Here is a 13,969-nt window from a genome sequence, read left to right on the forward strand (position 1 = left end):
CGCGATCCGGTGTGGTTAGCGCGGTCCCGCGTCGGACAGGGCCATGCGGTCCATGTCCTTCTGGGTTTCGCGGTCTTCCTCCGACTTGCTCATCGTGGCGAGGCGCTCGCGCACCCGCTCGGCGAGGTTCGCATCGACGGCTTCGAAATGGCCCATCTGGCGATCGATGATGAACTGCGGGATGCCGTGCATCGCCTCGGCGATGTTGCTGGCGGTCCGCGCCTTCTGGTCCTCGTCGAACAGGTTCCACAGGTCACGCGGCTGGCGGAAGTCGTCATTGCCCTCGCTGTGGTCCCAGTGCCAGGCGGTGCCCTCCACCTTCAGCGGCGGCTCCTTGTAGCGCGGGTCCTCGACCGGGCCGCCGAACGAGTTGGGCTCGTAATAGGCGTCCGGATAGTCCTGGTTCACGTCCTCCATAAACCGCAGCAGCCCGTCCTTGTGATAGGTGTGGACCGGGCAGTGCGGCCGGTTGACCGGCAGCGCCTCGTAATGCGTGCCCAGCCGATGGCGATGGGCGTCGGCATAGGAGAAGATGCGCGCCTGCAGCATCTTGTCCGGCGAGAAGCTGATCCCGCGCACGACGTTGGACGGGCTGAACGCCGCCTGCTCGATCTGCGCGAAATAATTGTCCGGGTTGCGGTTCAGCTCGACCTCGCCGACCTCGATCAGCGGATAGTCGCCGTGCGGCCAGACCTTGGTCAGGTCGAACGGGTTGTACCAGTGCTTGCCCACGTCCTCCTCGGGCATGATCTGGACGAACATCTTCCACTTCGGGAACTCGCCGCGGTGGATGGTGCCGTAGATCTCCTCCTGAAAGCTCTCGCGGCTCTTGGCGATGACCTCGGCCGCCTCGGCATTGGTGTAGAACTTGTGGCCCTGCTGGGTCTTGAAGTGGAACTTCACCCAGTAGCGCTCACCCGCGTCGTTCCAGAAGGAATAGGTGTGGCTGCCATAGCCGTTCATGTACTGCGGCCCCTGCGGCAGGCCGCGATCCGACATCAGGATCAGCAGCTGGTGCATCGACTGGGGCTCGAGGCTCCAGAAGTCCCACATCGCGGTCGGCGAACGCATGTTGGTGCGGGGGTGGCGCTTCTGCGTGCGGATGAAGTCCGGGAACTTGCGTGGGTCGCGCACGAAGAACACCGGCGTGTTGTTGCCGACGAGGTCCCAGTTGCCCTCTTCGGTGTAAAATTTGAAGCTGAAACCGCGCACGTCGCGCTCGGCATCGGCAGCACCCTGCTCGCCGGCAACGGTCGAGAAGCGCAGCAGCATCTCGGTCTGCTTGCCGACTTCGGAGAAGATCTTGGCGTTGGTGTACTTGCTGATGTCGTGGGTGACGGTGAAGGTACCGAACGCGCCCCAGCCCTTGGCGTGCACCACCCGCTCGGGGATGCGCTCGCGGTTCTGGTGGGTCAGCTTTTCGATCAGCTGATAATCCTGCAGCAGCAACGGGCCGAACCGGCCCACGGTGAGAGAATGCTGGTTGTCGCCGACCGGGGCACCCGCGGAGGTGGTGAGCGTCGGTCGCTTCTTTTCGGCATCTGCCATGGCATGTCTCCTGATCGTCCGGGCACGTTGGTGCCGCAGCCGATGGAATGACTCAAACGCATAGAAGTGCCCAGCGTGATCGAAAACATCGATGCTAGTGGGAATAGCCGCGGCAGACGGAGTTTTGCGCGGGTGTAATCGGGTCGGCACCCCGGCGAGGCCAGGGTGCCGGGTCCGCCTGCCAGCCAGCAGACGGCAGAGCTATTCCTCGGCCGGCGCTTCCGCGACCGGGGGGTGGAGGCGCAGGCGCGTGACCCGTCGATCGTCGCCATCGATGATCTCCAGCGTCCAGCCGCTGGAGTGCAGCAGTCGTTCCCCGGGCTTGGGAACGTGACCCGCGAGCACGAAGGCGAGGCCGCCCAGCGTCTCGACGTCCTCTTCGACCTCGCCCAGCCGCGGGTCGATCAGTTCGGCTGCATCCTCCAGCTCGGCGCGGGCGTCTGCATCCCAGCCGCCGCCGTCGATCGGCACCAGCAGCGCCGCCGGCGCCTCGTCGTGCTCGTCCTCGATCTCGCCGACGATCTCCTCGATCAAATCCTCGATCGTGATGAGCCCATCGGTGCCCGAATATTCGTCCAGCACCACCGCCAGATGGGTGCGGCTGGCGCGCATCTGCGCGAGCAGGTCGAGGGTACCCATCGATTGAGGCACGTAGAGCGGCTGGCGCATCAGGTCGGTGATGCTTGCAGGCGGCGCCCCTTCGCGTGCCAGGATCGCGAACACGTCCTTCACATGGATCATGCCGATCACATGGTCGAGCCGCTCGCGATAGACGGGGAGCCGGCTGTGCCCGGCCTCTGCGAAGATCTGGACCAGTTCGGAAAACGGCGTCGACTCTTCCACCGCGACGATGTCCGCGCGCGGCACGCCCATGTCGCCTGCGTCGCGCTCGCCGAAGTGGAGGATGTTGCGGACCATCTGCCGCTCGATCGGGGAAAGGTCGCCGGCGACCGGCCGGGCCTCTTCCTCCTCATGCTCCGTGATGACTTCCTCGATCCGCCCACGCAGCGTCTCGTTGTGTTCCTCGCCGAACAGCAGGGCGCGGATGCCCCGCCATACGCCGCCCTCTCCGGCGGCCTGGCTACTGTCGCCCCCCGGGGCGGCGCTACTGGAACCTTCTGGCATGGAAGTCTCGTCAATCCTCGCGAACGTGATAGGGATCATGCAGACCGAGCTGGCGCAGCGTGAGGCGTTCGATATCCTCCATCGCCTCCGCCTCGGCGTCGTCCTGATGGTCGTAGCCTAGCAGGTGCAGGCAACCATGGACAATCAAGTGGGTTGCGTGGTCCGCGACCGAAATCCCGCGCTCCGCCGCCTCCGCCACGCACACGCCATGTGCGAGCACGATGTCGCCCAGCAGCACTTCGCCGTCGTCGGAGTTCTGCGTGACGGTGTCGAGCAGGTCCGGCTGGATCATCGGGAAGGACAGCACGTTGGTCGGCTTGTCCTTGCCGCGATACTGGCGGTTGAGGCCGTGCACCTCCTCGTCCGAGGTGAGGCGGATCGCCACCTCGATCACCGCCGGATCGGTGGACCAGCCAGCGTAAGGCGTGCGCGCGAACGCCGCTTCCGCGGCGCGGGTAGCCAACGCCTCCCAGTCCACGTCGGCGGGCCAGTCGCCCTCTGGTAGAACCGCAATATCAAGCATGCATCGTCTTCCGGTTGTCGGCAGCAGCGACGGGTAGCCGGGCGGTGCCGCCGGTCAAGCGTCCTTCCCTTCGTACGCCTCGACGATCCGTCCGACGATCGGGTGGCGGACCACGTCGGCTGCGCCGAAACGGGCAAAGGCGATCCCCTCCACCGCCTCCAGCCGTGCGGTCGCGTCGGCCAGGCCGGAGGCGGAAACGCCCCCGGGCAGATCGGTCTGGTTCGGATCGCCGCACACCACCATCCGGCTGTTCTGGCCGAAGCGGGTCAGGAACATCTTCATCTGGGCGGGCGTGGTGTTCTGCGCCTCGTCCAGGATCACGAAGGCATCGGCGAGGGTGCGGCCGCGCATGAACGCGATCGGCGCGATCTCGATCTCTCCGCTCGCGATCCGCCGCTCGACCTGCTCGGCGGGCAGACAGTCGTGCAGCGCGTCGTAGAGCGGGCGGAGATAGGGATCGACCTTCTCCTTCATGTCGCCGGGCAGGAAGCCGAGCTTCTCGCCGGCCTCCACCGCCGGGCGCGACAGGATGAGGCGCTGGACCGAACCGGTGATGAGCTGCGCGACCGCCTGGGCGACCGCGAGATAGGTCTTGCCGGTACCCGCCGGCCCGAGCGCGAAGATGATGTCGTGGCCGACGAGCTGGCGCATGTAGGACGCCTGCGCCGCGGTGCGCGGCACGATCGTTTTCTTGCGCGTCCGGATCATGATCGACGACGCTGCGCCGCCCCCGTCCGCACGCACGATCCCGTCGAGCGTGGGCTGGTCGGCCATCGCGATCACCGCGTCGATCAGACCGGTGTCCACGTCCTCGCCGCGCAGGATGCGGTGGTGCAGCTCCTGGAGCACCTCCCGCGCGCGGGCGACCGAATCGGCTGATCCCTCGATCCCCACGCGATCGCCGCGTGCGGTGATATAGACGCCCAGCCGCTCTTCGAGCGCGAGCAGGTTGCTGTCGAACTCGCCGAACAGGCGGGGCAACAACTGGGGCTTGTCGAAGCTGACCTCGACCCGGCTGCGATCGCCGGAGCGGGCGGGAACGGGCTTGCGACTCATGCGATCCTTTCGTGGCGGATGCGGCAGGGGACGGACATTACCGCCGGAACAGACATGCGAGCGTCAGCCGCCACGAACGTGCGCGGCCCTCGGTTGGTTGCGCCGAAGCGGAGCGGGCGAAGAATGCCGGGCTGCATGCCGGGGGAATGTGGCAGAGGTGGGCATCCACGGACAGGGGGAATATGGGGAGCAGGATCCCCGGCGCCAAGCTTTGCCGTGCAAAAGCCCGGGGGAAGAGACGCGGACCGCTCAGGCGGCTTGCGCGACCCGCTCTGCCCCTGACAGCGACACCGGGCCCGCGGCCACCAGATCGACCTCCACCAGGTCTCCGATCCGTGCTTCCGTAAGAAGATGCACCGACTGGAGCCAAGGCGACTTGCCGAGCATCTGGCCGGGCAGCTTGCCCGGGCGCTCGATCAACACCTGGGTGGCGCGGCCGACTGCCGCCGCGTTGAACGCCTGCTGGTCGCGCAGCAGCGCTGCCTGCAACTGCTGCAGCCGGTCGTCCATGACCTCGGCGGGCACCGGGCCCGCATAGTCTGCCGCGGGGGTGCCGGGCCGCGGGCTGTATTTGAAGCTGAACGCCTGCGCATAGCCGACCGCATCGACCAGCCGCAGCGTGTCGGCGAATTCTGCGTCGGTCTCGCCGGGGAATCCCACGATGAAGTCGCCCGACAGCGCGATGTCGGGGCGCACCGCACGCACCCGATCGAGCAGCCGCAGATAGCTGTCGCGCGTGTGGCTGCGGTTCATCGCCTTCAGCACGCGGTCGCTGCCCGACTGCACCGGCAGGTGGAGATAGGGCATCAGCTTCTCGACATCGCCGTGCGCGTCGATCAGCCCCTGAGTCATGTCGTTGGGATGGCTGGTCGTGTAGCGGATCCGCGCGAGGCCCGGCAGGCGGTCGAGCGCGCGGATGAGGCCGTCCAGGCCTTGGATCCGGCCGGTCTCGTCTTCGCCCGTCCAGGCGTTGACGTTCTGCCCGAGCAGCGTGATCTCGCGCGCCCCGGCATCCACCAGCGCGCGTGCCTCGTCCAGCAGGGCGCCCCAGGGGCGGCTGACTTCAGCACCGCGGGTGTAGGGAACGACGCAGTAGGTGCAGAATTTGTCGCAACCCTCCTGCACGGTCAGGAAGGCCGTCGGTCCCGAGCGCCGGCGCGGCGCGAGCGCGCCGAACTTGGACTCGGGCGGCATGTCCGTGTCGATCGCCAGCCGGCCGGTGGCTGCCTCGGCGACCAGGGAGGGCAGGTTGTGATAGGCCTGGGGGCCCACCACCACGTCGACTTTTGCCCTGCGCGCGATTTCCGCGCCCTCGGCCTGCGCGACGCAGCCCGCGACCGCGATCATCGGGCGGGACCCATCCTCGCGGCGCAGCCGGCCGATGTCCGAATAGACCTTCTCGGTCGCCCGCTCGCGAATGTGGCAGGTGTTGAGCACGACCAGGTCGGCGGCCGCCGCGTCCGTCGCCGCGGTCATGCCCTGCGCGGCCATCAACTCGGCCATGCGCTCGCCGTCATAGACGTTCATCTGGCAGCCGAAGGATTTGACGTGAAAGCTTTTTGGAGGCGTGCTCATGGAGGCGGGCCTATACGCCGCTTTGGCCTGCGCTGCCAGCTTGCGCCGCCTCCATCCGCCGCCGCGCCTCGGCCGCGACCCCCTTGCGACCGAGTCCCGCGGGATCGAAGGGTTCGAGGAAGCGGATCGTGAGCGGAATGGTGCCGGCGCGCGAGACCAGCCGGACCGCGTTGTGGATGCCGGATTCGCCGCCGATCCAGCCCACCTCGGGAGTCGCGATTCCATAGTCGAGGACGACCGGCTGGACGCGAAGCCCGGGCGGGGCAGGGTCGACGACCGCCAGCAGCGACGCCTTGAAGGGCAGCATCGCCGTGCCGTCCCCGGTGGTGCCTTCGGGGAAGATGGTGACTGGGCGACCGCCGAGGGCACGACGGAGGGAAGCCACCTGCGCGGCGACTCCCAGGCGGTCGCCCCGCTCCACGAACAGCGTGTCGTTCAGGCGGCACAGCCAGCCGACCAGCGGCGCCGACTGGAGCTCGCCCTTGGCGACGAAGGTGCTGCCGGACGTGCCCGCGATGGCGAGGATGTCGAGCCAGCTCTGGTGGTTCGCGAGCAGCAGGACGTTCTGCTCCAGCGGACGGCCGAGGACGCGTACGCGCGCCCCCGCAAGCCAGGCGACGGCGCCGAGGAAACGGGGCGGCCAAGGGGAGGGGCGGCGGAACAGCCGCCAAAGTCCATGCAGCGCCAGCGCGCCGAGCAGGCAGCCGAGAATCGCCGCCAGGCGTCCGGCGAGACGGACGTGCCCGGCCAGGCCGGGCACCGGATCAGCCCTTGCGGTCGAGGCTGACGCCATAGAGCTCCATGCGGTGATCGACGAGGCGGAAGCCCAGCCGTTCGGCGATCTGCTTCTGGAGGAGTTCGAGTTCGGGATCGACGAATTCGATGACCTTGCCGGTCTCGACGTCGATCAGGTGATCATGGTGGGATTCGGGGGAGGGCTCATAGCGAGCGCGTCCGTCGCCGAAGTCGTGGCGGTCGAGAATCCCCGCCTCTTCGAACAGCCGTACCGTGCGATAGACGGTGGCGATCGAGATGCCGGGGTCGATGGCAGAGGCCCGCTCATAGACCTTCTCGACGTCCGGATGGTCTTCCGCTTCCGACAGCACGCGCGCGATCACGCGGCGCTGCTCGGTGATGCGCAGCCCCTTTTCCTGACACAGCGCCTCGAGGTCGATCCTGCGCGGCATTCCTTCTCCGTTTTTCAGTGCAGCCCGACATTTAGCGGATGGTGGCCGCTTCGGGAAGCGGGCTTGGCCGCCCCTTCGCCATCACGGCGAACGGGCGGCACAAAACCGGTGGAGGGGGGGATCAGCGCTTGCGGTTGGTGCCGAGGCCGATCGCCTTGGCGAGGCTGCGGCGCTGCTCGGCATAGTTGGGGGCGACCATCGGATAGTCGGCCGGAAGACCCCACTTGGCGCGATACTGGTCGGGCGTCATCTGATAGTGCGTCATCAGGTGACGCTTGAGCATCTTGAGCTTCTTGCCGTCTTCAAGGCAGACGATGAAGTCCGGCTTCACCGATGCGCGGATCGGCACTGCCGGCTCCTGCTTCGCCTCGGGTGCGGTGTTCGCGCCACCCAGGGTGGTGAGCGCGCCGTGAACATTCTGGATCAGCGACGGCAGGTCGGCGAGCGACACGCTGTTGTTGCTGACATGGGCTGCCACGATATCGGCCGTGTACGCGATCAACGCGTCGGCCGGCGGCTGCTGGACTTCCATTCTACTACCCTTTCAACAAGAACGGCAAAACACCGCCGTCCCCGTTCGGACCTATTCACCCCGTGCGACCCAATCGCAACAGCGGTGAGGATGAAATTTTTGCAACGAATTGTTTCGTTACAGTTCAGGGAATGGTGCGCGCATAGCTGTGCGCATCAAAAGCCTCTCCGGCCTGGCCCCGATAGTATCGCGGCCGCTCGCCTACTTTGGCGAAACCTTCGCGCTTGTAGAGCTCTACGGCGGCATTGCCCGCGCGGACCTCAAGATGCAAGCGCGAGAGCGTCCGGCGTCGCGCTTCGTCGATCACGGAGCGCAGCAGCATGCCGCCCACGCCGCGCCCCTGCGCTGCCGGGCGGGTCGCGATCAGCAGGAGCTCGCCCTCGTCCATCACCGCCCGGGAAAGCGCAAAGCCGGCGAGCCCCTCGTCCTGCTCCGCCAGGGTCAGCCAGACGCCGGGCAGCGACAACATGCCGAGGCACTGGGCGGACGTCCATGCCTCTCCGAAGCGGGCGTCGAACGCCTCACGCATCACGATAGAGACCGCATCGAGATCGGCGACCGAGCCGACGCGCAGGGTGACGGGGCCCGGCATCCGGCTCACGACTGCGGCAGCTTCGCGTCCGGCGCGCGGCCGTAGAGGGGGCGGGGCGCCAGGCTGGCGAGCGCCGCCGGCAGCAGACGCGCATCGCGCGCATCGGGCAGCGCTTCCGCGGCGGCAATGCCGGCGTCGAGCGCCAGGAGTCGATGCACGCCGTTGCCTACGGCCAGCCGTCCCGCCAGTCGCTCCAGCGCAGCCTCCGGGCGCAGCGACGCGAACGGCGCGGCGTCGGTCAGCGGATCGGCGGTGAATTCCTGCACGAACACCTCGCCATGGCCGCCCTCCAGCACCACCGCGAGGGTGTCGGCCGAAAGCCGCCAGTCGAACGCACCTGCCGCGACGAGTGCCAGGGAAGAGAAGCCGAAGACCTGCGCGCCCCACCCAATCGCCAAGCCCCGCGCTGCGGCCAGCCCGACCCGAACGCCGGTAAAGCTGCCGGGGCCGCAATCCACCAGGATCCGCTCGGCGCGTCCGGCGTCGGGAAGTTCGGCGATCATCGGCACCAGCCGTTCGGCATGGCCGCGGCCGACCACCTCATGCCGAAAGTCCAGGATGCGATCGTCTTCCATCACCGCCACCGAGCAGGCGGCGGTCGCGGTCTCGATTACCAGCGTGCGCAAGGGATCAGGCGATCGTGTTGAACCGGTCAAACGCCGGTCGCGGCAGGCGCTCATGCAGCCGCGACGGGTCGCCATGGCCGAGCACTGCAATAAAGTTCGAACGGACGGCCGGCGTTCCGCTGAAGAACGCCTTGTCCACCGCGCCATTGTCGAAGCCGGACATGGGGCCCACGTCCAGACCGAGCGCGCGGGCGGCGACGATCAGATAGGCACCCTGCAGCGTCGAGTTGCGCATGGCTGAAACCTGGCGCAGCTCCGCATTGCCGTCGAACCACGCCTTGGCATTCGTATGCGGGAACAGCTCGGGCAGATGCTCGTGGAACTCGGTGTCCATGCCGACGATCACTGCGACCGGTGCCTGGCGAACCTTGTCCGCGTTGCTGTCACTGCAGCAGGCGGCAAGCCGCTCGCGCGCCTCCGGCGACACGCACCACACCAGCCGCGCCGGCAGCTGGTTGGCCGAGGTCGGACCCATCTTCATCAGGTTCCAGATCGCCTCCAGTTCCGCCTGCGTGACCGGCTGGTCGGTGAAATGGGTGTGGCTGCGGGCGGAGCGAAAGATCGTGTCGAGCGCGGCGTCGTCCAGCATCGCCATCAGACGGCCCGCACTTCGGTCACTTCGGGGACGTAATATTTCAGGAGCTGCTCGATGCCGTTCTTGAGCGTCGCACTCGAGGACGGGCAGCCCGAGCAGGCGCCCTGCATCTGCAGGTAGACCTTGCCCTTGTCGAAGCCGCGATAGACGATGTCACCGCCGTCGTTGGCCACCGCCGGACGCACCCGCGTCTCGATCAGCTCGCGGATCTGCGCGACGATGTCGGCGTCCTCAGGATTGTCGACGATGTCGCTTTTGGCCGGCGGCACCGAGAAAGCGGCGCTGCCTTGGCGGAACAGCGGCATCGCGGCCGAGAAATGGTCGAGCAGGATCGCGACCACGTCCGGCTTCAGGCTCGGCCACTCGACACCGGGTGCGGCGGTGACGGAGACGAAGTCGCGCCCGAAGAACACGCCGGTCACGTCGCCCAGCGCGAAGATCGCCTCGGCAAGCGGCGACACTTCCGCTTCCTCGGGCGTCGCGAAGTCGCGGGTGCCGGTTTCCATCACGACCCGACCCGGAAGGAACTTCAGGGTTGCGGGATTGGGCGTCGGTTCGGTCTCGATCAACATGACCGTCATTTGGCGTGCCGGGGGGGCAGGATCAAGCGGAGGCCGGAAACGATCCGTTCGGGGCGGGCGACGCGCCCGCGTGCGGGGCGCGGTGCCAGGCGAGCAGGTTGCGCCGCGCCTCCTGGACGAAGGCGGAGCGACGGACCAGATCGAGCAGCAGGTCCGCGACCCAGCGGCCCGGCTGGCGGAGCGGCCGCTTGAACTGGATCAGCAGGACCACGCGGGTGCTGCCGGTGTCGTTCCAAACCTCATGCTCATAGGTGTCGTCGAACACCAGCGTCTCGCCCTCGGCCCAGCGCAGTACGCGATTGTCGAGGCGCATGCGCACGTCACCGTCGCGCGGCACCACCAGCGCCAGGTGGCAGGTGATCAGCCCCTTGGTGACGCCGCGGTGCGCGGGAATGTGGCTGCCCGGCGCCAGGATCGAGAACATCGCGTTGGTGAGGCCGGGGATGCCTTGCAACGCACGCGCGGTGACCGGGCAGCGCGCGAGGTTCGCGTCCATGTCATAGCCATAGCCGCACAACACGAACGACCGCCACCGATCGACGGCCGCGAGCGTGCAGGGATCGGGGGAAATGGTGGCGAGCGGGGGCGCGGCGCCCTCCGGCAGCGCCACGCGCTCCGCCTCGTTCCGAATCGCCTGCCACTGGCTGCGGAGCTCCCGGGTCCAGGGAAAGGTGCGTACGTCCAGCACCGGGGCGGTGGAGACCAGGGAGGACGCGCGGATCAGCCGGTCGAAGACGTGCCGCAGCCGCTTGCCCGCGCGCAGGACGAGCGAATGCTGTGCCTGGCCGGTCGCCGGCGCAGCGCGTGCCTCGTCGTCTGCCGGTCGTGTTGCGCGGTGCATTGCCCCTCCCTTCGGCCTGCAACGCTGCGCTGCAGAAAAGGCGAAAAGGTGGCGGTCGCGTGGAAGATCGTGTCCGCCAGTTTCCCGGCGATTCCGAACACTTGGTCGCCCGCGCTGGCGGTGCCGGGAAAAGCCCGCTACGCTTGGCGCATGGCATTCCCTGTACGCGTACGCCGGATCGCGCTGCCGCTTCTGGCCCTGATCGCCACCACGCCGCTCGTCGCCCAGACGGCGCCCCCGCCCGCACCGCAGCAGCAGAGCCGGCAGCTGCCGCCGTTGCAGCCGGTGGCCCAGGGGCCGGACACCCCCTGGCTGTTCAAGGGCAGCGACATCCCGCCCGACCGGTCCTGGACCTATGGGGTGTTGCCGAACGGCCTGCGCTACGCCGTCCGCCACAACGGCGTGCCGCCGGGGCAGATCGCCATCCGCGTCGCGATCGACGCGGGCTCGCTGATGGAAACGGAGCAGGAGCGCGGGTTCGCGCACCTCTTGGAGCATCTCTCGTTCCGCGGCTCGATGCATGTGCCCGATGGCGAGTCGAAGCGCGTGTGGCAGCGGCTGGGCGTGACGTTCGGCTCGGACACCAATGCCGCGACCAGCTTCACCCAGACGGTCTACAAGCTCGACCTGCCCGGTGCCACCCAGGCAGGCCTGGACGAGAGCATGAAGATCCTGGCGGGCATGATGGCGGAGCCCACGATCACCCCGGCCTCACTCAATGCCGAGCGCCCGGTGGTGCTTGCCGAGCAGCGCGAGCAGCCGGGCCCGCAGCTGCGGCTGGGCGACGCGACGCGCGCGCTGTTCTTTGCCGGCCAGCCGCTCGCCGATCGTTCGCCCATCGGCAACGTCGAGACGCTGCAGGCGGCGACGGCCGACATGGTGAGCGCCTTTCATGATCGCTGGTACCGGCCCGACCGGGCAGTGGTGGTGATCGCAGGAGACGCCGATCCCAAACTGCTCGAGGCGGCGGTGGTGAAGCATTTCTCCGGCTGGAAGGGGAAGGGACCGGCCCCCCAGAACCCCGACCTCGGCAAGCCCAAGGCCGGTGGGCCGCTGAGCGCCGTCGTGAACGAACCGGCGTTGCCGACCCTGGTGCAGATGGCGACGGTGCGGCCCTGGACCGTCGGCAACGATACCATCGTCTTCAACCAGGAGCGCATGGTCGACCAGATCGCCATCCGCATCATCAACCGCCGCCTGGAGAGCCGGGCGCGGGCGGGCGCCAGCTACATCAGCGCGGGTGCCGACCTGGAAGACGTGTCGCGTTCGGCCAACATCACGGCGATCTCGATCATGCCGGTGGGGAACGACTGGGAGGCGGCCGTGCGCGACGTACGCGCCACCGTCGCCAGTGCCCTGCGCAACCCGCCTTCGCAGCAGGAAATCGACCGCGAGGTGGGAGAGATCCGCGCAGCGATGGAAAATGCCGTCGCGACCTCGCGCGTCGATGCGGGCGCCAAGCTTGCCGACAATCTGGTAGAGGCGGTCGACATCCGCGAGACGGTCGCGGGACCCGAGATGTCGCTGCGCATCTTCGACGGTGCCGTCGCCGGCAAGTTCTTCACCCCCGCCAAGGTGCAGGCGGCGACCCGCAAGGTCTTCGAGGGCGTCGAGACCCGCGCGCTCGTCAACACGCCGACGCCGGACCCGTCCGCAGCCAACAAGCTGGCAGCAGCGATCCAGGCGGATGTGACGGCAGCCGCCGAGAAGCGCGGGCCCCAGCGCACTGTGAAGTTCGACGAGCTTCCCAAGCTCGGCGCGCCCGGCAAGGTCACCGGCCGCAGCGTGGTGCTCACCGATCCGCAGATCGAGAAGGTGAGCTTCGCCAATGGCGTCAACCTGCTGATGTTCCCGAACAACTCGGAAACCGGCAAGGTCTATGTCCAGGTCCGCTTCGGCCGCGGGCTGAGCGCGCTTCCTTCGAACAAGCAGACGCCCGCCTTTGCCGGCGATCTGGCGCTGGTGGCGAGCGGCGTCGGCAAGTTCGGGCAGGAAGAGCTCGACCAGCTGACCGGCGACCGCCAGATCGGCCTGTCCTTCGGCATGCAGGAAGATGCCTTCGTGCTGGGCGGCATTACAACGGCGGCCGACCTCAACGACCAGCTCCGGCTGATCGCCACCAAGCTTGCCGCACCCGGCTGGGATCCCAAGCCGGTGGCGCGTGCGCGTGCGGTGATGCTGGCGAGCTATGAGAGCCAGTCCTCGTCGCCGGTGGGCGTGCTCCAGCGCGACCTGGAAGGCCTGCTCCACGCCGGCGACACGCGCTGGGCCTCGCCCGATCGCAAGGACATCGAGGGGCTGGATGCCGCTCGGTTCCGCGCCTTCTGGGAGCCGCTGCTCGCCAGTGGCCCGATCGAGGTGCAGGTCTATGGCGACACCACGGCCGACGCCACGATCGCGGCGGTGGCCAGCACCTTCGGCGCGCTGAAGCCGCGACCGGCGGCGCCGGTGGGCAACGTCAACGTGCGATTCCCGGACCATGTGGCGACGCCCGTCGTGCGCACCCATACCGGCCAGCCCAACCAGGCGGCGGCGGTGATCGCCTGGCCGACCGGCGGTGGCAGCGCGGGGCTGACGGAAAGCCGCAAGCTGGAACTGCTCGCCGCCATTTTCCGGGACCGGTTGCTCGACAAGCTGCGGTCGGAGGCGGGGGTGAGCTATACGCCCAACGTCTCCACCGACTGGCCCGTGGGCCTGCCGAGCGGCGGCAAGATCCTGGCGATCGGCGCGGTGCCGCCCGACAAGACGGACTTCTTCTTCCAGCTGGCGCGCGGGATCGCGGCGGACCTGGTGGCGAACCCGATCACCGAGGACGAACTGCGGCGTGCGCAGGCGCCGGTGCTGCAGTTCATTGCGCGCGTGTCGAGCGGCAACATGTTCTGGATGCAGCAGACCGCGGGCGGCACGCTCGACCCCAAGCGGATCGACGCGATCAACACCATCGCCTCGGACATCGGCACGACGACCTCTGCCGACATCCAGGCGCTGGCGGTGAAATATCTCCGCCCGGAGAAGGACTGGTCGCTGGTGGTCGTGCCGGAGAAGAAGGCGAACTGAGTCGTAGGTCCGGCGCAGCGAGGGCCCGGGTTAACGAGCGACGCGCTTGTGGCCCTGGGCTCCTGCCTGCGCAGGAGCGCGGTACGGGGATGACCCCCGGGTGCCTCCAGCTGACGCAGCGACCCGGCAGT

General features: G+C 68.1%; 14 protein-coding genes. 1 reads left to right on the plus strand and 13 read right to left on the minus strand.

All coding sequences use genetic code 11. The features are described 5' to 3' along the window. Positions 1–15: 15 nt before the first annotated feature. The 13 genes from MHZ35_RS03685 to MHZ35_RS03745 form a co-directional block, all read right to left on the minus strand. Positions 16–1,548 (minus strand): catalase, encoded by a 1,533-nt coding sequence (locus tag MHZ35_RS03685; RefSeq protein ID WP_239434433.1) that lies wholly within the window; start codon positions 1,546–1,548, stop codon positions 16–18. Between the two features lie 201 nt (positions 1,549–1,749). Further along, positions 1,750–2,673, minus strand: coding sequence for a hemolysin family protein (locus tag MHZ35_RS03690; protein ID WP_239434434.1), 924 nt, complete (start codon positions 2,671–2,673; stop codon positions 1,750–1,752). A 10-nt stretch (positions 2,674–2,683) separates the two neighbouring features. After that, positions 2,684–3,196 (minus strand): rRNA maturation RNase YbeY, encoded by a 513-nt coding sequence (ybeY, locus tag MHZ35_RS03695; protein ID WP_239434435.1) that lies wholly within the window; start codon positions 3,194–3,196, stop codon positions 2,684–2,686. A 54-nt stretch (positions 3,197–3,250) separates the two neighbouring features. Then, positions 3,251–4,252 carry a PhoH family protein gene (locus MHZ35_RS03700; protein WP_132883307.1) on the minus strand — a complete coding sequence of 334 codons (1,002 nt, stop codon included), beginning with the start codon at positions 4,250–4,252 and terminating at the stop codon, positions 3,251–3,253. A gap of 249 nt (positions 4,253–4,501) precedes the next feature. Then, complete coding sequence (gene miaB, locus MHZ35_RS03705) at positions 4,502–5,827, minus strand: tRNA (N6-isopentenyl adenosine(37)-C2)-methylthiotransferase MiaB (protein WP_239434436.1); 1,326 nt, start codon at positions 5,825–5,827, stop codon at positions 4,502–4,504. Between the two features lie 10 nt (positions 5,828–5,837). Further along, positions 5,838–6,620, minus strand: a complete 783-nt coding sequence (locus MHZ35_RS03710) for a lysophospholipid acyltransferase family protein (protein WP_239434437.1) — start codon at positions 6,618–6,620, stop codon at positions 5,838–5,840. Continuing rightward, on the minus strand, positions 6,592–7,014 hold the full coding sequence (locus MHZ35_RS03715; protein ID WP_125959300.1) for a Fur family transcriptional regulator: 423 nt from the start codon (positions 7,012–7,014) through the stop codon (positions 6,592–6,594). The genes MHZ35_RS03710 and MHZ35_RS03715 overlap by 29 nt, the downstream gene beginning before the upstream one ends. Before the next feature lie 121 nt (positions 7,015–7,135). Further along, the gene (locus MHZ35_RS03720; RefSeq protein ID WP_125959299.1) at positions 7,136–7,546 is read right to left on the minus strand and encodes a MucR family transcriptional regulator; all 411 of its coding nucleotides are present in this window, start codon (positions 7,544–7,546) and stop codon (positions 7,136–7,138) included. A 124-nt stretch (positions 7,547–7,670) separates the two neighbouring features. After that, positions 7,671–8,138, minus strand: a complete 468-nt coding sequence (gene rimI, locus MHZ35_RS03725) for a ribosomal protein S18-alanine N-acetyltransferase (protein WP_239434461.1) — start codon at positions 8,136–8,138, stop codon at positions 7,671–7,673. Between the two features lie 5 nt (positions 8,139–8,143). Next, a complete protein-coding gene (gene tsaB / locus MHZ35_RS03730; protein WP_239434438.1) occupies positions 8,144–8,764 on the minus strand; it encodes a tRNA (adenosine(37)-N6)-threonylcarbamoyltransferase complex dimerization subunit type 1 TsaB in 621 nt (206 codons plus the stop codon). Between the two features lie 4 nt (positions 8,765–8,768). Then, entirely contained in the window at positions 8,769–9,359 is a 591-nt protein-coding gene (locus MHZ35_RS03735; RefSeq protein WP_239434439.1) for a malonic semialdehyde reductase, read from the minus strand. Continuing rightward, the gene (locus MHZ35_RS03740; protein WP_239434440.1) at positions 9,359–9,931 is read right to left on the minus strand and encodes a NifU family protein; all 573 of its coding nucleotides are present in this window, start codon (positions 9,929–9,931) and stop codon (positions 9,359–9,361) included. The genes MHZ35_RS03735 and MHZ35_RS03740 overlap by 1 nt, the downstream gene beginning before the upstream one ends. A gap of 31 nt (positions 9,932–9,962) precedes the next feature. After that, positions 9,963–10,781 carry an aspartyl/asparaginyl beta-hydroxylase domain-containing protein gene (locus MHZ35_RS03745; protein WP_239434441.1) on the minus strand — a complete coding sequence of 273 codons (819 nt, stop codon included), beginning with the start codon at positions 10,779–10,781 and terminating at the stop codon, positions 9,963–9,965. A gap of 150 nt (positions 10,782–10,931) precedes the next feature. Between MHZ35_RS03745 and MHZ35_RS03750 the strand changes: the two genes are divergently transcribed. Continuing rightward, positions 10,932–13,838 (plus strand): M16 family metallopeptidase, encoded by a 2,907-nt coding sequence (locus MHZ35_RS03750; RefSeq protein ID WP_239434442.1) that lies wholly within the window; start codon positions 10,932–10,934, stop codon positions 13,836–13,838. Positions 13,839–13,969 lie beyond the last annotated feature (131 nt).

This window comes from Sphingomonas sp. ACRSK (assembly GCF_022346685.1).
Classification (GTDB): domain Bacteria; phylum Pseudomonadota; class Alphaproteobacteria; order Sphingomonadales; family Sphingomonadaceae; genus Sphingomonas; species Sphingomonas molluscorum.

Coding starts and splice junctions, on each gene's coding strand:
- MHZ35_RS03750 (WP_239434442.1), top strand. CDS start 10,932: ATGGCATTCCCTGTACGCGTACGCCGGATCGCGCTGCCGCTTCTGGCC.
- MHZ35_RS03740 (WP_239434440.1), bottom strand. CDS start 9,931: ATGTTGATCGAGACCGAACCGACGCCCAATCCCGCAACCCTGAAGTTC.
- MHZ35_RS03710 (WP_239434437.1), bottom strand. CDS start 6,620: ATGGCGTCAGCCTCGACCGCAAGGGCTGATCCGGTGCCCGGCCTGGCC.
- MHZ35_RS03685 (WP_239434433.1), bottom strand. CDS start 1,548: ATGGCAGATGCCGAAAAGAAGCGACCGACGCTCACCACCTCCGCGGGT.
- ybeY (WP_239434435.1), bottom strand. CDS start 3,196: ATGCTTGATATTGCGGTTCTACCAGAGGGCGACTGGCCCGCCGACGTG.
- rimI (WP_239434461.1), bottom strand. CDS start 8,138: ATGCCGGGCCCCGTCACCCTGCGCGTCGGCTCGGTCGCCGATCTCGAT.
- MHZ35_RS03715 (WP_125959300.1), bottom strand. CDS start 7,014: ATGCCGCGCAGGATCGACCTCGAGGCGCTGTGTCAGGAAAAGGGGCTG.
- MHZ35_RS03690 (WP_239434434.1), bottom strand. CDS start 2,673: ATGCCAGAAGGTTCCAGTAGCGCCGCCCCGGGGGGCGACAGTAGCCAG.
- MHZ35_RS03745 (WP_239434441.1), bottom strand. CDS start 10,781: ATGCACCGCGCAACACGACCGGCAGACGACGAGGCACGCGCTGCGCCG.
- MHZ35_RS03735 (WP_239434439.1), bottom strand. CDS start 9,359: ATGGCGATGCTGGACGACGCCGCGCTCGACACGATCTTTCGCTCCGCC.
- MHZ35_RS03720 (WP_125959299.1), bottom strand. CDS start 7,546: ATGGAAGTCCAGCAGCCGCCGGCCGACGCGTTGATCGCGTACACGGCC.
- MHZ35_RS03700 (WP_132883307.1), bottom strand. CDS start 4,252: ATGAGTCGCAAGCCCGTTCCCGCCCGCTCCGGCGATCGCAGCCGGGTC.
- miaB (WP_239434436.1), bottom strand. CDS start 5,827: ATGAGCACGCCTCCAAAAAGCTTTCACGTCAAATCCTTCGGCTGCCAG.